Raw genomic sequence first — 17,017 nt, 5'->3', positions numbered from 1 at the left:
ACACCCACTGTCACCAGCTCTAAACCTTGAAGCAGTCCTTGACCAGCTTATAGATGGCAAACTTCATGGCCCACTCAACATCAGACTCGCTAACTACATAGCGGCATTCGGCGCAGCTTTGTCCGGAGTAATCAGCGAGCGAGTGAATAGCCGCCGGCTCAGTGCCACCAATGATGAAAGGCATATTTCCACAGTTGGGGCACTCCAGCTCCAGGTCGACGGCTCGTTCAAAGAGATGGCTCATTTCAAAGCTTCTTGATCCGGCCACATACTTGACCTTCAATCAATCACCCCTAATCGAAGCATCGTACTGAATCACCCCGGGTTTCTCAGACTCCTCCATGCCTCGAATTGAGGCCCATCAGGAGGTGCCAGGAACAACCCGGGTTACACCGAAGAATTCACATCCAGGCGGTTGATCATGTTCCGCAATTGACTGCGGGCCTCACTTCACGGTGCTCAGGGAAGCGGATCAGTCAGCATTGCGTAAAGCATTCGCGCCATCAGCCTGGGAGTGTCGTCATCATTGAGATAGCACGGCTTTTCCAGCAGGATTGCCCGAGGGAGCGCCATCAGAGTCTGGTAGACCAGAAATTCACCCTTCTCTCGATCCTTCACCCGGATGTCGTTAGCGAAACGGGTCATCAACGCTGAGGTTGCCGTGGTCGTCCAGAGTTGTTTGGCCTGGACCACATCCAGCCGCACCAGCTCATCATAATGAGTGGAGCGCACACTGAAGGCCGGATCGAACAACACCTTTTTTTGATGGCTGGCCAGCACCGCGCGAAGCGCCAGCAAAATACCTTCGAACAAGGTCACCTCTGCCGGCAAGCCCATGATGTTGGCGAACAATTCATTGCGGGCTTCAGATCGATAATCTTCAAACACCGCAGCGATCAATGCCTCCATCGTTGGAAAGTATTCATAGATCGAACTGATCGCTACACCGGAGTCTTCGGCCAGGCGTACGGCACTCAAGCCGTCCCGCCCTTCGTTTTCGAGGATCTGTCGACCGGTTTGCTTCAGTGCTGTAACCAGCGCAATTGAGCGAGCCTGACGCGGCTCTTTGCGAGGTTCTGCAGGTATTTCTACCTGCACGGCTTTCTTGTCTTGAGTTGGTTTGATCACGCCGTCCTCTCCAGAGTGCCGCCCTTCTCCACGGCGGCAAACCGGAGTATGGCCGAGCACGCTCGCTTAGTCAGCGAGTCTGGCGAGCACAGTACGTATTGTTTCCGGGATGCGCACCGAGGTGTGGCTGGCCCGGTCGATATACACGTAGACGATGTGCGCCGCGGCGCACGCTTCGTTCTCGTCATTGCGAAACAGGGCCAATTCGTATCGCGCACTGCTGGTGCCCAGGCGGGAGATTTTCATCGCCACCGTGATCTGGTCGGGGAAACAGATTGATGAGTAATAAGTACAGCCCGAGTTGACGATCAAGCCGATCACCGGGCTGTCGGCAGTGTCCAGGGTGCCCTGCTCGACCAGAAACGCGCTGATTGCCGACTCGCAGTACGAGTAATAGACCACGTTGTTCACATGCCCATAGGCGTCCTGGTCCCCCCAGCGCGTCGGCATTTGGGTGAAACGCCGAAACTGATTCCGGTGTGGCCGGTTGACCTTGCCGCTCACAGGATTTCCCGGTAGATCGAGCGTACATCCGCTTCACTGACTGACCGGGGATTGTTACCCAGAAGGCGTGTCTGGCGCATGGCGTCTACCACCAGCGGCTCGATGTCGGACTCGGTAATACCCAGATCGCGCAGGCGCGTCGGCAGGCCCAGCTCACCGGCCAGGCTGCCGAGGTAGTCGGCCAGGGCAAAGGCTTTATCCTGATCAGAGCCGCTGAAGCCAGGCAGGACAATGCTTGCCAACTGCGCATATTGAGATGCCACCGTCGACAGATTGAAACGCATCACCGGCCCCAGTACCAGCGCATTGGAAAGGCCATGGGGTATGTGGAAACGTGCACCCAGCGGGTACGCCAAGGCATGTACCGCGGCCACCGGGGAATTGGCGAATGCCATACCCGCCAGGCAGGCACCCAGCAACATATTTTCCCGTGCTTGCAAGTTGCTACCGTCCTGACAGGCCTGGAACAGGCTGCCGGACAACAGACGAAGCGCCTCACGCGCCAGACAATCGGATATCGGATTTTTCAGATGCTTGCTGGTAAAGGCCTCGATGGCATGGACCATGGCATCAATCCCTGTCGCGGCCGTGACGTGGGACGGCAGGCCCAGGGTCAGCTCCGCGTCCAGCACCGCCAAGTCGGGCAACAGCATCGGTGAGTAGACCACGTTTTTTTCACCCGCCCCGGTGGTGACCACCGAAACCGACGTCACCTCCGAACCGGTCCCTGCCGTGCTCGGCACCAAAATCAACGGCAGGCGCGGGCCCTTGGCCCGGTTGATCCCGTAGACCTGATTCAACGACTCACCACTGCGCGCCAACAGTGCGGCCAGCTTGGCGGCATCCAGCGAACTGCCACCGCCCAGCCCCACCACACAATCAGCGCCACAGGCTTTTGCGGCATCCACCGCGGCGAGGATTACGGACTCCGGTGGGTCGGCCTGTACCTGAGAAAACACGCTGACGGTTATCTCCTGATCCTCAAGGCCGGCGAGTACCGCATCCAATAAGCGAGCCGCAACCACCCCCGCATCGGTCACCACCAGAACCGACCTGCACCCCATGGCGCTCACCTGCACGGCGAGTCGGGTCGCAGCACCGCGTTCGATGATTATTGACGGGGTTGTCTGAAATACCATTTTCAACATGGAAGCCTCACGAATGGGAATGTTGCACTGAGTTTTTCACGGCGTTGGCGGCTGAGTGTATGTCAGCAAACAGCGTGTTTTCGCCTGAAAAACGTTCACCCGCAGCGAATCCGGAATGCTTCACACGATCGGCACGAACTTCATTTTTAATCGTTTATTTTCAGCAACTTAAGAAGAAGTACAGAACACGGGAATCCGGAACAAAATCCAAATTGGCCTGCCCATACTTGAGCCGCACTCCCCCCCGGCCTCGCCGGTTCCCACTTCACGAGTAGCGAGCCAGACAATGCCCACATCCCCCCTGTCGATAGAACAAAAAACCCAGCTGTTGCTGAACAACCCGGCAGACTTGGTTAATTATTCCCAGCACGCCTGGAACCAATTGCCTCGCGCCGACATCGACGCGTTACAGCTCAATGGACTCAAGCAGCGTTTCGCCGAACTGCGCCAGCGCATACCGGTACTGAAAAAACTCGCCGACGCCCAAGGCATCGAACAGCTCGAGCAACTCGACGATGTCGTGCCGCTGCTGTTCGAACACACCGTATACAAGTCCTACCCGCCCTCGTTGCTGGAGAAGCGCAGCTTTGGCCAGATCAACAAGTGGCTGAGCAAACTGGTGACCCCGGACATTGCCGAGGCTATCGCGGCGGTGAACGTCAGCGATTGCCAGGGCCTCGATGAATGGTTCGAAACCATGGACGAGGCTGTGCCGCAACTGCGCATCAGCCACACTTCGGGCACTTCCGGCACCCTGTCGTTCCTGCCCCAGGGCGTGCATGAGTGGGACAAATTCGCCCAACTGCGCAAAATGATGGTGTGGAGCATGGACGGTCCGGACACCCCATCGCCCAACTTGCACACGATCTACCCTTACTATCGCAGGGGCTACCTGAGCCATGTGCGCGTCCACGCCGCGATGATCCCGGCGCTGTTGCCTGACGAATCGCATTTCCATGCGGCGTACCCGACCACTCTCAGCACTGACGTGCTGCATCTGGGCGCCAAGCTGCGTGCGGCGCAGTCCAAAGGCACCCTCGACCGGCTGGTGATCAGCCCACAATTGCTGGAAAAGAAGAAGGCGTTCGACCGGTTGCAGGCCGACATGCCTGCGCATCTGGCGACCTTCTTCGATCACATGTCCACCGAACTCAGGGGCCAGCGTGTCTACGTCGCTGCCACCTGGAACCTGCTGCACAGCATGGCCAAGGCTGGCCTGGCGCGCGGACTGGAAGGTGTCTTCCACCCTGACTCGTTCGTGCACACTTCCGGTGGCGGCAAAGGCGTCGTGCAACCCGAGGGCTGGCGCGAAGACGTGCTGCGCTTTACCGGGGCAAAGACCCTCAACGAATCCTATGCCATGTCGGAAATTGTCGGCGGCGCGCATGCCCGTTGCGAAGCTGGCCACTTCCACTTCGCCCCTACGGTCATTCCCTACCTGCTCGATCCGCAAACCAGCCAGCCATTGCCGCGCACCGGCCGCGTCACCGGTCGTGCCGCATTCTTCGACCTCGGCGCAGAGATCCGTTGGGGCGGCTTTATCACCGGCGATGAAATCACCATCGAATGGGACCAGCCCTGCACCTGCGGTCGACCCAGTTGCTACGTGGTCGGGCCGATCCAGCGCTACAGCGAACTCAATGGCGGTGACGACAAGATCACCTGCGCCGCAACTGAAGACTCCCATCGCCAGGCGATGGACTTCCTCAACACCCTGGAGGGCTGACCCCATGAGCAAACCCATCGCGCCAATGATCATCCGTGGCAACGTCATCACCGACAACCTGATCGACGTCGGCGGCCGTGGCGGCGACCTGATCTTTCAGACCCCGGATGCCCACCAATACATCGACCAGTTGCCACTGGGTAATCCGGCCAGACTCGCCGACCTGTACACCCTCAGCTTCAAGGACATCCTCGACTACGCCGAAGCCCTTGGTGAACGCCTGGAGTTCGATAAAAACCCCTTTTTGCAGGAAGCCTGCGAGCTGTCCTACCTGACAGCACCGGTCACACCGAGCATGGTCAAGGGCAGCTACATGGGGCTGCGCCATATGCTCACCCGCGAGTCGGTCACCGAACAGGTGGAGAGCTCAGTGGGCGTCAAATACCTCGAAAGCTGGGTCAGGCAGCGCTTGCTCGACGGCACCGAACTGGAGGTACGCTGCTTCGGCGCGCGGACCCTGCACATCGTCGCGGGCAATGCCACCGGGCTATCGCTGTTGACCATTTTGCGCAACATGGTGCTGCGCAGTGACGCGATCATCAAGGCACCGTCCAACGACCCTTTCACCGCCCTCGCCATCGCCCGCACCATGGTGGAAATGGCGCCGGACCATCCCTTGACCAAACACCTCAGCGTCGCTTATTGGAAAGGCGGCGATCAAGCCTTCGAGGAGCGTCTGTACCAGCCGCAGAACCTGGAGAAGATCGTGGCCTGGGGCGGCTATGCATCGATGAAGCACGTGACCCGCTACATCCAGCCGGGGCTGGAACTGATTTCCCTGGACCCCAAACGCAGCGCCAGCATCATCGGCAAGGACACCTTCGACAACGAAGCAACCATGCGCGAGGCCGCCGTGCGTCTGGCCAGCGACATCGGCGCACTGAACCAGAAGGCCTGCGTGTGCGCCCGGGTGGTCTACGTACAAAGCGGCACCGATGAGGCCGGCCTGGCGCAACTGAACACCTTTGGTCGTTATGTCTACGACGCCATGCAAACCCTGCCCAACACCCTCAGCACCGTGCCCAAACGCTACGACCAGGGCTTGAAGGCCGAAGTCGACGCACTGCGCCTGGATGACGAGTGGTATCAGGTGATCGGTGGCCAGGACGGTGAAGGTGCGGTCATTTGCTCGCAACTGCCGGAAGCGGTGTCATTCGCCACCCGGCTCGACGACCGCACCGCCAATCTGGTCCCCGTCGATGACCTCAACGAGATGATGGATGCGGTGGATGCCTACACCCAGACCGTCGGCGTCTACCCGGAAAGCATCAAGGATGAACTCAAGGACATCCTGCCGCTGTATGGCGCCCAACGCATCGTCTCGTTGGGCTACGCGGCGGGACTGAAATGGGCGGGGCCGCAAGACTCCATTGAGCCGCTACGGCGCATGGGCAAGTGGATCGTCAACCAGATCGCCTCGCCGGAAATGACCCCTGCGCCCTGGTTGCGTCCATCGATCTGATCTGCCCTCCGGTTTAACGCAGAGTCACTGTAGGAGCGAGCAGGCTCGCGATGGTCGCTAACGATAACGCTGGGAACCTGGCACTGCGCGGTGTTCTCGGGCTCATCGCGAGCGTGCTCGTTCCTGCAGGCAATGGCGGCGCAGCCGGAACTCCAACTTCATTCAAGGATATTTGAGCCATGACCACCTGCCTGGGATTTGCCGCACACAGTGCACACACTGCCCTTACCCCGTTTCGCTTCGAGCGGCGGCCGCTGCGCGCCGATGATGTGGCCATCGATATCGCCTTTTGCGGCGTCTGCCATTCCGATGCGCATCAGGTACACAACGACTGGAACAACACGGTCTATCCCATCGTGCCCGGTCACGAGATCGTCGGATATGTCACGGCCGTCGGCAGCAACGTCAGCCGCTTCAAGATTGGCGACCGGGTCGCGGTCGGTTGCCAGGTCGACAGTTGCCTGCAATGCGCGCCCTGCGCTGAGCATCAGGAGCAACTGTGTATCCACGGCCCTACGCCGACCTACAATGGGAAGGATCGTCACACCGGCGAAATGACCTACGGCGGTTACGCCGAGCACATCATTGTCCGCGAACAGTTCGTGCTGCGTATGCCGGATAGCCTCGATCCACGTTTCGCTGCACCGCTGCTATGCGCCGGGATTACCGTCTGGAACCCGATGCGTCGCTATGGCGTCGGCAAGGATTCTAAAATCGCTGTGGTCGGTCTTGGCGGTCTAGGGCACATGGCGGTGAAACTGGCGGCGGCCCTGGGTGCCGAAGTCACGGTCATCACCACGTCACCGGGCAAGGCCGACGATGCCATCGCCCTCGGTGCTCATCACGTGCTGTTGTCCAATGATTCGCCAGCCATGGCGGCAGCAGCCAATGCCTTCGAATTCATCATCGACACCATTCCCAGCCGGCACAACGTCAACCCGTACCTGATGCTGTTGGGGCGCAATGGTGTTCTGGTGCTGGTCGGGGCCATCGAACCCCTTGAACCTATTCATGGCGGCTTGCTGATTCGCAACAATCGCACCCTGGCTGGCTCGCTGATCGGTGGCATTCAGGCGATCCAGGAATTACTGGATTTCTGCGCCGAGCATCAGGTATTGCCCAGCTGTGAAATGATTGATATCAAGGACATCAACACGGCCTTTGAACGCCTGCAACGCAATGACGTGAAGTACCGCTTCGTGATCGACATGAACAGCCTGCACGACGTTGCGCAGTGATCATGGTGTTCGCTGCGGTGGACTTCACCGCAGCGGCCTCTTGAGGTGGCTGTCGCAAACGAACAATCCAATCCCCGTCGCACGGACTGACTCAAGGACACACATGAAAGCCATCCAACTCCAACACCCCGCCGGCCTCGACAATCTGCGTCTGGTCGACATGACCGCACCCGGTGCTCCCGCAGCCGGCGAGATCCAGGTGCGCATACACGCCAGCTCGCTCAACTACCATGACCTCGGTGTCGTCACCGGCCACGCCGGAGCAGCGGATGGCCGTATCCCCATGGCCGATGGCGCCGGTGTTGTCACCGCAGTGGGCGACGGCGTGACAGAATTCACCGTGGGTGATTGCGTGGTGTCGTGCTTCTTCCCGCACTGGCAATCGGGTCGTGTCGTACCGACGACCTTCCAGACTGTCCCTGGTGACGGCGTGGACGGGTTTGCCCGCGAGCTGATCAACCTGCCGATCGAGGCGTTCACCCTGGCGCCCAAGGGCTACACCTTCGAAGAAGCCGCCACACTGACCACGGCCGGCCTGACGGCCTGGCGTGCGCTGGTGGTCGATGCTCAGATCAAGGCTGGCGACACCGTACTGGTGCTGGGCACCGGTGGTGTCTCGATCTTTGCCTTGCAAATGGCCAAGACCATGGGCGCACGGGTCATTGCCACGACGTCTTCCGAAGCCAAGAAAGAACGCTTGCTGGCACTGGGGGCGGACCATGTCATCAACTACAAGGACCAGCCTGAATGGGGTGATGCAGTGCTCGCCGCAACCGACGGCCACGGAGCCGATATCGTGGTGGAAGTGGGTGGCCCGGGCACATTGCCGCAGTCCATCCGCGCTTGCGCAGCCGGTGGTCACATTGCGCTGATCGGCGTGCTCACCGGGTTTGCCGGCAGCGTACCGACCCTGGAATTGATGCGCAAACAGCAGACGCTGCGTGGCCTGATCGTCGGTAGCCGTGAACAGCAACAGGACATGGTGCGGGCGCTGGAAAACTTCAGCTGGCGCCCGGTCATCGACAGCCGCTATCCGCTGGAACAGATTGCCGAAGCCTTTGCCCATCAACTTTGCGCCGGGCATTTTGGCAAGATCTGCCTGCACTACTAATCCTGCAGGAGCAAGCTTGCTCGCGATGGTGTCTCGACAGGCAGCCGCGATGTTGACTGACACACCGCCTTCGCGAGCAAGCTTGCTCCTACGGGTTATGCGCCAGGGCTGCGATTACAGGTACACCACGCATCCTTGTAGGAGCGAGCCTGCTCGCGAAAAACGTCAGGGCAACGCGTTCCATCAGGCAGCCCGCGTCATCGTTGAGGACCATCGCGAGCAAGCTTGTTCCTACACTTGCGCCACTTCTTCAGCGCGAGGTTTTGCGCGGGGTGCGCTCTTCGAGAATATCGCCCATGCGCACTTCGATCAGGCTCTTGATCTTTTGATGCGGCAGAATGTAGAAGCGATTTTCTTTCACGGCATCGAGGGTGATGCGTGCGATGTCCGTCGCACTGAGCTTGCCGGCCAAGGTCGCCTTGCGCGTCTGCTCTTCGTACTTTTCCCTCAGCGGATTGGTCGCAGCCAATTCGGCCGGACGATTGCGTCCGGCGTCGGCAATGCCTGTCGGAACGAAGGCCGGGCACAGCACCGACACGCCGATTGAGGCGTTTTCTTCCTCCAGTTCAAGTTGCAGACATTCGGACATCGTCACCACCGCATGCTTGGTCGCACAGTAGATGCCATTGCCCGGCACCGACAGCAACCCGGCGACCGAGGCTGTGTTGACGATATGGCATTGATCCTTCTGCGCCAGCATCCGCGGCACAAAACTGCGAATACCATGCGCAACACCCATCACGTTGATGCCGAACATCCACGCCCAATCCTGTTCGGTCGTGGCCCACAGCGGGCCGCCGACCAATACTCCGGCATTGCTGAACAGCAGGTGCGTGGCGCCGAAGCGTGCATAAGTGGCAACCGCCAATTGCTCGACCTGCTCGGCCCGCGCGACATCGCAGGTCATCGTCAGTACCTGAGTGCCCATCGGCAGCAGGGCAACGGTGCCTTGCAGGTTTTTTTCATCGATATCGGTCAACGCCAGGTGCATGCCTTCGTTGGCGCAAGCTATCGCCAGTTCGCGACCAAAGCCGCTGGCGGCCCCGGTGATCACCGCGACTTTGTCGTGCAGTGGGCTCATGTTGGTTTTCCAGTCCTATTCAATCCGTAAAAGGCTGTAGCGCTTGTCAATGCAACCACTACAACGTGCTACACAGGTGCCCGGCATCCACGAGGATCTCACTGCCGGTCATGCCCCGACTGGCATCGGAGGCCAGCAACAGCAAGGCACCGTCCAGATCCGCCGGCGTGCAAAAACGCCGGGTGGGAATACGGGCCCGCAACTTTTCGCCCGCCTCGCTGCGCAGGAAATCGCTGTTGAGCTCGGTCATCACATAGCCGGGGGCGATGGAGTTGACCCGGATCTCGTGGCGCGCCAGTTCCAGCGCCAGGGATCGGGTCAAATGGCTCAAGCCAGCCTTCGCCGCGACGTAGGGGCTCAGGCTGCCGGCAACGCGGCTGGCGAGAATCGACGTCACGTTGATCAGACTGCCGCCGCGCTGCGCCTCGACCATGCGTCGTGCCACTTCCTGCGCGACGATCCAGGCGCCCTTGAGGTTGGTGCCAACCACTCGGTCCCAATCTTCATCGGTGTACTCCAGCACATGCAGGCTGTCGCTGACACCGGCGTTATTGACCAGAATATCCAGCGGCCCCATGTCTTCGGCAATCCGCGCCAGGCAATGGTTGACCGAGGCTCGGTCAGTCACGTCCAGAGTGAACGCACGGGCACACCCGCCATCGCCTTCGATTTCTTCGACCAGGGTCTGCAACTGCTCGACCCGCCGGGCCGCTACCGCCACTTCGGCACCCGCCGCCGCCAGCGTCCGGGCGAAATGCCGACCGAGACCACTGGAAGCACCCGTGACCAGGGCACGCCGGCCCGTCAGATCAAACAGCTGAGTGATTGCAGGTTTCATCAGGAAAACTCCTTGTGTCCTTCGAGGATTTTTTTCGCCAGGCTCATGCGGTGCACTTCGCTTGGGCCGTCATAAATTCGGAACGGGCGGATGTCGCGGAAGATGCGCTCGACCACCGTTTCACCGGTCACGCCGCGGCCACCCAGAATCTGTACGCAACGATCAACCACATGCCACAGGGCTTCAGCGCTCAACACCTTGGTCATGCTTGACTCGACATTGCCGCGACCGCCTTCGTCCAGCACCCAGGCGCAATGCCAGATCGACAGGCGGGTGCTGTGCAGCGCCATCTGGTTGTCGGCCAGCATGAAACCCACCCCTTGGTGCTCGCCCAGGGTCTTGCCGAACGAGTCGCGGGTTCTTGCGTAGTCGCAGGCAATGTCATGGGCACGCCGGGCAGCGCCCAGCCAACGCATGCAGTGGGTCAGCCGCGCGGGCGCCAGGCGCACTTGTGCATAGCGAAAACCCTTGCCGATTTCACCCAGCACATCGGTGGCGGGAATCCGCAGGTTTTCGAAACGCAGCACGGAGTGGCCACCTGAAAAACAGCTGTCCAGGGTCTTGAGTTGCCGCTCGTGGATAATCCCCGGCGCGTTCATGTCGGTCAGGAACATGGTCGCCGAGCCGTCCTCCATGCGCGCCATGATGATGGCGAACCCGGCGCCATCGGCCCCGGTGATCAGCCATTTGCGACCATTGATCACGTAGTGATCGCCGTCGCGCACGGCGACAGTCTGCATCATAGAAGGATCGGAGCCCGCACCCGGCGCCGGCTCGGTCATGGCAAAGCAGGAGCGAATCCGGCCGCTGACCAGAGGCCGCAGCCAGCGATCTTTCTGCGCTGGGGTGGCAACCTCGTCCATCAGGTGAATGTTGCCTTCGTCCGGCGCATGGATATTCAGTGCAATCGGGCCCAGCGGCGAGTATCCGGCCTCTTCGAAGACGATGGCTTTGGCGAAGTGGCTCAGGCCTGCACCGCCCATTTCGCGGCTGGCATGGGGGCACAACAGTCCGGCGATACGCGCCTTGGCCAGTAGCTCCTGGCGCAACTCCTCGCTGGGGCCGTGCGCCGTCAAGCGCGGATCGGCTTCCATGGGGATCACCTGTTCGGCGATAAAAGCGCGGGTCTTTTCGCGCAGGTCCAGCAACTCTTGAGGGATCGTAAAGTTCATGGGGGTCCTGGTTTATGTTCGACTAGAGTCGTTGTTCGGCAAGCGGCGCGAGTTGCGCGTAAATGCGCTCCATCACGGTGTGTCGCTGGTTTGTCTTGGCAAGGTCGCAGGGCGTCAGGTTGACGACACGCACATGGCAGCGCAGGACGCGACCGGCCTGCATGTCGATATCGATGATGTTCAGGCAGGCGTTGTCCTGTTCCAGGGCGGCGGCGCAACCGCTCGGACCACCGAGCGCCCATCCCAGCAACAGGCGATTGACGGCGTCATGACTGACCAACAGCAAGCTTTGCCATTCGGGTTCGGCCAGCACTTCTTCGAAGCGCGTCATGACCCGACGGTCGAAATCGCTCCAGCGCTCGCCACCCATGAAGCGGCCTTCAGGATCGGCAAAGGTGTCGTAGGCGTAGCTGACCTGCTGTTGCAGTTGCTGCGGTGCAATCTCGCGCAGACGACCGGCACGCACTTCCCGTAGCTGCGCGCACGCCTGGAGTTCGATCTGACGATCGCCCAGCAGCCCCTCGGCAGTCTGCCGGGCGCGTGGGTAATCGGAGCACAGCGCTCGGTCGAAATGGATCGGCGTCATCACCTGCGCCAGTTGCCGCACCTGCTCTTCTCCCAGAGCGGAAAGCGGCACGCTACGCGGGTCCAGCGGCTGGCCTTCGGGCGAGAAATAATCCACATGCCCATGGCGTACCAGGTAGCAACGACGTCGCATAACCGTTGGAGCATTCATTGGCCAAGCGCCTTCGGATTGCTGATGGACAGCCGCGCCCGAGTGATCGCCAGGAGCGCCGACAACAGGCGATCCTGTTCAACACCGGGCGTGTCGAAACGGCCTTGGCGAATAGCCCGGCACAGGGCCTGACGTGCATCCGCCAGTGAGCCATGGTCATCCCCCAGCAGTCCTGTCAGCCATTGTGTTTCCGCGGCCAGCGCCTGTTCACCTTCATTACATTCGCGCCCGGCAATGGCCATGGCATTGGCGACCATCAGCGCTGGATAGCGCAGGTTGGCCGGCAGCTGCGGCAGTAATTCATCGAGCAGGGTTTGACGGGCAATCGCCAGCAATTCATTCGCATCGGGACGGATGTTCATCAGCGCAGTCCTCCGGTCAACCGCAATATGTCCAGTTCCAGTTCAGGGACCAGCGTGCCGGTCAGGGCCAGCTCCAGCGACGGTTCCTCACCGGACAAATGCCGCTGGGCCTGCTGCTGGGCGATGACCGCCCAACGCAAGGTGGCCATGACCTGCCAGAAGACCAATTCTTCGGGTTCGATGTTGAGGGCAGACACCTCGGTGTAACCCCGCATGAAATGTTCCAGCGTGCCGATGCCGCCCGCCTCCAGGTCAGGCCGGGCGAACCGCCAGCAGCGGGCGGTGAACCAGCCGATGTCTTCGCGCGGATCACCCCAACCGGTGAATTCCCAGTCCAGTACCGCCTGCAACCGGCTGGACTCGGCCAGATAATTGCCGGTGCGGAAGTCACCGTGGAGCAAGCACCGGGCGGTGCTTTGTGGCGCGTTTGATTCACACCAGCGCAAGCCCCACTCCAGTACGGGTTGAACGGCGCCGAGGCGGTCCAATATGGCACGCAGGGCATCAATCGAGGCCTGCACCGAAACCTGCTGCGGGTCGCCAAGGAACGCCAGGCTTGCCTCGCCAGGTGAGATGCAATGGATACGGGCCAGGTTGGCGCCCAAATCGACAACCAACTGTTGATCGCCTTGGACCCCTGAGTGACTGGTAAGTCGATGGCCGGCAGTGATGCCGGACACCCACTCCATAACGAAAAATGACCGCCCGTGTACCGAGGTGTCTTCGCACAACCAAAGGGGCCGGGGTACCTTGACCCCGGCTCGGTGCACCGCACTCAACACGGCGAACTCCTGAGCGCGACTCAGGCTCTCCTGCACGGCCGATTGCGCATCGCTGCGCAGCACCCAGCGCTGGACGCCTGCAAACACGCCCCCCTCCACACTCACCTCGAGCAACCAGTTTTCCTGAATGGCACCACCAGACAGGCGCTGCTGGTTGTCGACGGTCACCCGTAGTGCGCCGGCCTGAGCACAGAGGAAGGCTTCAAGCCTGGCTTTTTTCAGTTGTGTTTCGGGTTGCGGTACTCCCGCCGCTGCTACGTTCGGACTGCTCATTAGACGCCGCACCTGACCTGTTGGACTTGTTGTTGAAAAGGATGGATGCAGTTGAGCAATTGCCGGGCCAGCTTTTCAATGCAACGCGCTAGACCGCTTAGCGCCTTATAAAACCTGGCCTGCAGCCCTTCACCTGAACATGGCCCGGCGTTTTCAGGAAGATCGGCATTGCATTAATGAAACAACTGCTTTCAACTATGAAACATTGCTGAAACATTCCTGAGAGCTCGCTCACCATGCAGCCCCGCCAGCCCCGCATCATCGTTCTCATCAGCCACCTGGAACGCCCGCTGCAACAAAGCCGTCTGGCGCGCGTGGTCAATAGCGTGCTGGCTGACTATTCGGCCGAAACCAGCATCCGCGTGCTCGACACCACTGTCGCCGAGTCTTTGCAACTGGCCCGCGAGCTGGAGCAGAACGACGAAGCGCAAGTCTTTATCTGCGCAGGTGCTACCGCCGCCCACTTGCGCAGACACCTGAGCCGCCCGGTGCTGTCGATGCGCGTGGGTGGTGCCGATCTGCTGCGAGCCCTGGAACAGGCGCGACTGCTTTCACCGCATATCGCCGTCCTCAGCTATGCGCGGATCAACGCCGATCTTGAGTCGATGGCGTCACTGTTCACCGTGCAGATCCATCAGGCGAGCTACCTCACACTGGAAGAAGCCCGCAAAGCGGTGGAGCATGCCCGCAACCTCGGTTACCAGACGGTGATTGGCTCATCCACTGTGGTTGAACTGGCCGAGCGTGCCGGCTTGCACGGCGTGCTTTCATTGAGCCAGGACACGGTGCGCAAAGCGCTGGAAGAAGCGCTGGGTATCCTCCACAGCCAACGCGTCGAAATCGCCAAACGCCGACATCTGGACGGTGTGTTGCAGCACATCCCGACCGGTGTGGCGGCGGTCGACAATCAGGGCATCGTGCAATCGCTGAACCCTGCACTGGAAGCGTTGCTGGGCATGCCGGCAAGCCGTCTGCTGGGCCGTCCGTTGCAGGAGTTTTGCCCGGAACTGGCGTTGGACGACGTACTGCGCAGTGGCGTCGGCGAAGAAAACACCGTCATCCGCGTGGGCCAGAATCTGGTTGTCAGCAATATCCTGCCGATCCTGGAAGACGGCCAACGCACCGGACTGGTGTTGACTTGCCAGGACATCTCGGCGGTCCAGCGTGCCGACCAGCGCATTCGCGCGACGCACCGTCCCAGCGGATTCTCGGCCAAATACCGCCTGGAGCAAATCAACGGCAAAAGCCTGGCGACTCACCAGTTGCTCAAGCTCGCCGAGCGCTATGCGGCCACCTCCTCTACCGTGCTGATCACCGGCGAAAGTGGCACCGGCAAGGAGTTGTTGGCGCAAGGCATGCACAATGTCAGTACTCGCCAGCGCGGGCCGTTTGTCGCGATAAACTGTGCGGCGTTTCCCGAGTCGTTGCTGGAAAGCGAGCTGTTCGGCTACCAGGAAGGTGCCTTCAGCGGCTCGCGTAAAGGGGGCAAGCCCGGATTGATCGAGGCCGCCCATCGCGGCACGTTGTTCCTCGACGAAATCGGCGACATGCCGGTGTCATTGCAGACTCGTCTGCTGCGAGTACTGCAGGAACGCGAGGTGCTGCGCCTCGGCGCCACCGAACCGATCAGCATCGACATCCGGATCATCGCCGCCACCCATCAGGACTTGTCCCAAGCCATTGAAGCCGGAGACTTTCGCAGCGACCTCTACTATCGCTTGAACATCCTGCGCCTGCAGACAGTGCCTTTGCGCGAACGTCGTGAAGACATCACCGACATCGCCCGCGCCATTGTGCTGCGCCTGAATGCAGACAAACACGTGCCGCGATTGCAGGAACGCTTGCTCGATGCACTGCTGCCCAAGCTCATGGCGTATGCCTGGCCCGGCAATATCCGCGAACTGGAAAATATCGTCGAACGGGCAGTGCTTTCAGCACAAGAGCTGCTGCAAGGCACCGCGATTGATGAGCGAACCCTCGCCCTGGTGGTGCCCGAACTGCTGAAAAGCCAAGCCTTGCCTCAGGCCACAGCGCAGGCAACGCCGATGACCACCGACTTGAAGAACATCGCCAAGGAAAAGGAAAAACAACACATCCTCGAAATGCTCCAGGCCTGTAACGGCAACCTGGCGCAAACCGCCACTCAGTTGGGCATCAGTCGATCCACCTTGTGGCGGCGCCTGCAATAAATCGGCATTGCACCCCGCGCGCAATCCTGTGTGCGGGGTGACCGGGGGCTTACTGGAACACTTCAAAGAGCCCGGCCGCGCCCATGCCGCCACCCACGCACATGGTTACCACCACGTACTTCACACCGCGCCTCCGACCTTCCAGCAAGGCGTGCCCGACCATGCGTGCGCCACTCATGCCGTAAGGATGACCGATGGCAATGGAGCCGCCGTTGACATTCAAGCGGGCGTCATCGATACCCAGGGTGTCGCGGCAGTAAAGCACCTGGCAGGCGAAGGCTTCGTTGAGTTCCCACAGACCAATATCGTCGACCTTCAGACCGTGTTGCTTGAGCAGTTTGGGCACCGCCAGCACTGGGCCGATGCCCATTTCTTCCGGGGCGAGGCCGACCACGGCGATGCCGCGATACAGACCCAACGGCTTGAGATTGCGCTGTTCGGCCAGACGCGCATCCATCAACACGCAGGCGCTGGCGCCGTCCGACAGTTGGCTGGCGTTGCCGGCGGTGATGCAGCCGCCCTCGATCACCGGTTTGAGGTTGACCAAATCTTCCAGACGGGTCTGCGCACGGTTGCCCTCATCGGCACGCAAGGTGACTTGCTCCAGACGTGTTTCGCCTGTGGCTTTATCGGTCACCTGGCGCAGGCTGCTGACCGGGATGATTTCGCCGTCGAACAGTCCGGACTGCTGCGCAGCTGCGGTGCGTAGCTGCGATTGCAGGGCGTACGCGTCCTGCGCCTCGCGGCTGATCCCATAGCGCTGGGCAACCAGTTCCGCGGTTTTCAGCATCGGCATGTAGGCGTGGATGGCATTGCGCTCCACCTGCGGATCACGCTCGGCGTAGGCCCATTCCATGTTGCGGTGCTGCTCGGCGCTGATGTTTTCCTGACCGGCCCCCACCGTGACCGGCATCCCGTCGACGATGATCTGCTTGGCGGCGGTGGCGATGGCCATCAGTCCCGAGGCGCACTGGCGATCCAGGGTCTGGCCGCTGACCGACAACGGCAGCCCCGAGGCCAGCGCCGCCATGCGGGCGAGGTTCAAACCGGCTGTGCCGCTGGTCAGTGCGGTGCCCATGACCAGGTCTTCGATTTCCCCGGCTTCGATGCCGGCACGTTCGACTGCGGCACGAATGGCGTGGCTGGCCATGGTCGGCGACTTTAGGGTATTGAATGCGCCCCGGAACGCCTTGGCGATCGGTGTACGGGCTGTGGAGAGAATGACGGCTTCTTTCATGATCGAAAACTCCTTGCGTGACAGATTGGA

Annotated in this window: 16 protein-coding genes; 5 read left to right on the top strand and 11 right to left on the bottom strand. The window is 60.8% G+C overall.

Going from position 1 to position 17,017, the window contains the following annotated elements; all coding sequences use genetic code 11:
- Positions 1-19: 19 nt before the first annotated feature.
- The 4 genes from AD668_RS11080 to AD668_RS11065 all read right to left on the bottom strand — a co-directional run bounded on the left by AD668_RS11080 (position 20) and on the right by AD668_RS11065 (position 2,780).
- Positions 20-244, bottom strand: a complete 225-nt coding sequence (locus tag AD668_RS11080; RefSeq protein ID WP_053158409.1) for a hypothetical protein — start codon at positions 242-244, stop codon at positions 20-22.
- A 215-nt stretch (positions 245-459) separates the two neighbouring features.
- Positions 460-1,128 (bottom strand): TetR/AcrR family transcriptional regulator, encoded by a 669-nt coding sequence (locus AD668_RS11075; protein ID WP_053158406.1) that lies wholly within the window; start codon positions 1,126-1,128, stop codon positions 460-462.
- A 66-nt stretch (positions 1,129-1,194) separates the two neighbouring features.
- Positions 1,195-1,632: a thioesterase family protein gene (locus AD668_RS11070; RefSeq protein WP_053158403.1), complete on the bottom strand. Its 438-nt coding sequence runs from the start codon at positions 1,630-1,632 to the stop codon at positions 1,195-1,197.
- Entirely contained in the window at positions 1,629-2,780 is a 1,152-nt protein-coding gene (locus AD668_RS11065; protein WP_053158400.1) for an iron-containing alcohol dehydrogenase, read from the bottom strand. Before AD668_RS11065 ends, AD668_RS11070 begins: the two co-directional genes overlap by 4 nt.
- Before the next feature lie 286 nt (positions 2,781-3,066).
- Here AD668_RS11065 and AD668_RS11060 point away from each other — a divergent pair, with 286 nt between their 5' ends.
- The 4 genes from AD668_RS11060 to AD668_RS11045 all read left to right on the top strand — a co-directional run bounded on the left by AD668_RS11060 (position 3,067) and on the right by AD668_RS11045 (position 8,317).
- Complete coding sequence (locus AD668_RS11060; RefSeq protein ID WP_053158397.1) at positions 3,067-4,506, top strand: hypothetical protein; 1,440 nt, start codon at positions 3,067-3,069, stop codon at positions 4,504-4,506.
- A gap of 4 nt (positions 4,507-4,510) precedes the next feature.
- The gene (locus AD668_RS11055; protein ID WP_053158394.1) at positions 4,511-5,968 is read left to right on the top strand and encodes an acyl-CoA reductase; all 1,458 of its coding nucleotides are present in this window, start codon (positions 4,511-4,513) and stop codon (positions 5,966-5,968) included.
- Positions 5,969-6,147: 179 nt separating this feature from the next.
- Positions 6,148-7,206, top strand: coding sequence for an NAD(P)-dependent alcohol dehydrogenase (locus AD668_RS11050; RefSeq protein ID WP_053158392.1), 1,059 nt, complete (start codon positions 6,148-6,150; stop codon positions 7,204-7,206).
- Between the two features lie 103 nt (positions 7,207-7,309).
- The gene (locus tag AD668_RS11045) at positions 7,310-8,317 is read left to right on the top strand and encodes an NAD(P)-dependent alcohol dehydrogenase (RefSeq protein WP_053158389.1); all 1,008 of its coding nucleotides are present in this window, start codon (positions 7,310-7,312) and stop codon (positions 8,315-8,317) included.
- Between the two features lie 250 nt (positions 8,318-8,567).
- On the opposite strand, the gene AD668_RS11040 is transcribed toward AD668_RS11045, so the two are convergent.
- From AD668_RS11040 to AD668_RS11015, 6 genes are read right to left on the bottom strand one after another with little or no spacing between them, the layout of a single operon-like run.
- Entirely contained in the window at positions 8,568-9,398 is an 831-nt protein-coding gene (locus AD668_RS11040) for an SDR family NAD(P)-dependent oxidoreductase (protein ID WP_053158385.1), read from the bottom strand.
- A 58-nt stretch (positions 9,399-9,456) separates the two neighbouring features.
- The gene (locus tag AD668_RS11035; RefSeq protein WP_053158383.1) at positions 9,457-10,236 is read right to left on the bottom strand and encodes an SDR family NAD(P)-dependent oxidoreductase; all 780 of its coding nucleotides are present in this window, start codon (positions 10,234-10,236) and stop codon (positions 9,457-9,459) included.
- Positions 10,236-11,408: an acyl-CoA dehydrogenase family protein gene (locus AD668_RS11030; protein WP_053158380.1), complete on the bottom strand. Its 1,173-nt coding sequence runs from the start codon at positions 11,406-11,408 to the stop codon at positions 10,236-10,238. Before AD668_RS11030 ends, AD668_RS11035 begins: the two co-directional genes overlap by 1 nt.
- Positions 11,409-11,430: 22 nt before the next feature.
- Positions 11,431-12,144 carry a histidine phosphatase family protein gene (locus AD668_RS11025; RefSeq protein WP_053158377.1) on the bottom strand — a complete coding sequence of 238 codons (714 nt, stop codon included), beginning with the start codon at positions 12,142-12,144 and terminating at the stop codon, positions 11,431-11,433.
- Positions 12,141-12,506, bottom strand: coding sequence for a DUF6285 domain-containing protein (locus AD668_RS11020; RefSeq protein WP_053158373.1), 366 nt, complete (start codon positions 12,504-12,506; stop codon positions 12,141-12,143). The genes AD668_RS11025 and AD668_RS11020 overlap by 4 nt, the downstream gene beginning before the upstream one ends.
- On the bottom strand, positions 12,506-13,561 hold the full coding sequence (locus AD668_RS11015) for a phosphotransferase family protein (RefSeq protein ID WP_082344453.1): 1,056 nt from the start codon (positions 13,559-13,561) through the stop codon (positions 12,506-12,508). The genes AD668_RS11020 and AD668_RS11015 overlap by 1 nt, the downstream gene beginning before the upstream one ends.
- A gap of 236 nt (positions 13,562-13,797) precedes the next feature.
- On the opposite strand from AD668_RS11015, the gene prpR reads away from it, so the two are divergent.
- Positions 13,798-15,750: a propionate catabolism operon regulatory protein PrpR gene (prpR, locus tag AD668_RS11010; RefSeq protein WP_053158371.1), complete on the top strand. Its 1,953-nt coding sequence runs from the start codon at positions 13,798-13,800 to the stop codon at positions 15,748-15,750.
- Between the two features lie 49 nt (positions 15,751-15,799).
- Here the strand turns inward: prpR and AD668_RS11005 are convergent, their stop codons facing one another.
- The gene (locus AD668_RS11005) at positions 15,800-16,987 is read right to left on the bottom strand and encodes an acetyl-CoA C-acyltransferase (RefSeq protein ID WP_053158368.1); all 1,188 of its coding nucleotides are present in this window, start codon (positions 16,985-16,987) and stop codon (positions 15,800-15,802) included.
- Between the last annotated feature and the right edge of the window lie 30 nt (positions 16,988-17,017).

This window comes from Pseudomonas sp. P1.8, assembly GCF_001269805.1.
Taxonomy (GTDB): Bacteria; Pseudomonadota; Gammaproteobacteria; order Pseudomonadales; family Pseudomonadaceae; genus Aquipseudomonas.
This window is presented reverse-complemented; position numbering and strand designations above follow the sequence as displayed.

Coding starts and splice junctions, on each gene's coding strand:
- AD668_RS11080 (WP_053158409.1), bottom strand. CDS start 244: ATGAGCCATCTCTTTGAACGAGCCGTCGACCTGGAGCTGGAGTGCCCC.
- AD668_RS11065 (WP_053158400.1), bottom strand. CDS start 2,780: ATGTTGAAAATGGTATTTCAGACAACCCCGTCAATAATCATCGAACGC.
- AD668_RS11060 (WP_053158397.1), top strand. CDS start 3,067: ATGCCCACATCCCCCCTGTCGATAGAACAAAAAACCCAGCTGTTGCTG.
- AD668_RS11055 (WP_053158394.1), top strand. CDS start 4,511: ATGAGCAAACCCATCGCGCCAATGATCATCCGTGGCAACGTCATCACC.
- AD668_RS11050 (WP_053158392.1), top strand. CDS start 6,148: ATGACCACCTGCCTGGGATTTGCCGCACACAGTGCACACACTGCCCTT.
- AD668_RS11045 (WP_053158389.1), top strand. CDS start 7,310: ATGAAAGCCATCCAACTCCAACACCCCGCCGGCCTCGACAATCTGCGT.
- AD668_RS11040 (WP_053158385.1), bottom strand. CDS start 9,398: ATGAGCCCACTGCACGACAAAGTCGCGGTGATCACCGGGGCCGCCAGC.
- AD668_RS11035 (WP_053158383.1), bottom strand. CDS start 10,236: ATGAAACCTGCAATCACTCAGCTGTTTGATCTGACGGGCCGGCGTGCC.
- AD668_RS11030 (WP_053158380.1), bottom strand. CDS start 11,408: ATGAACTTTACGATCCCTCAAGAGTTGCTGGACCTGCGCGAAAAGACC.
- AD668_RS11025 (WP_053158377.1), bottom strand. CDS start 12,144: ATGAATGCTCCAACGGTTATGCGACGTCGTTGCTACCTGGTACGCCAT.
- AD668_RS11020 (WP_053158373.1), bottom strand. CDS start 12,506: ATGAACATCCGTCCCGATGCGAATGAATTGCTGGCGATTGCCCGTCAA.
- AD668_RS11015 (WP_082344453.1), bottom strand. CDS start 13,561: ATGAGCAGTCCGAACGTAGCAGCGGCGGGAGTACCGCAACCCGAAACA.
- prpR (WP_053158371.1), top strand. CDS start 13,798: ATGCAGCCCCGCCAGCCCCGCATCATCGTTCTCATCAGCCACCTGGAA.
- AD668_RS11005 (WP_053158368.1), bottom strand. CDS start 16,987: ATGAAAGAAGCCGTCATTCTCTCCACAGCCCGTACACCGATCGCCAAG.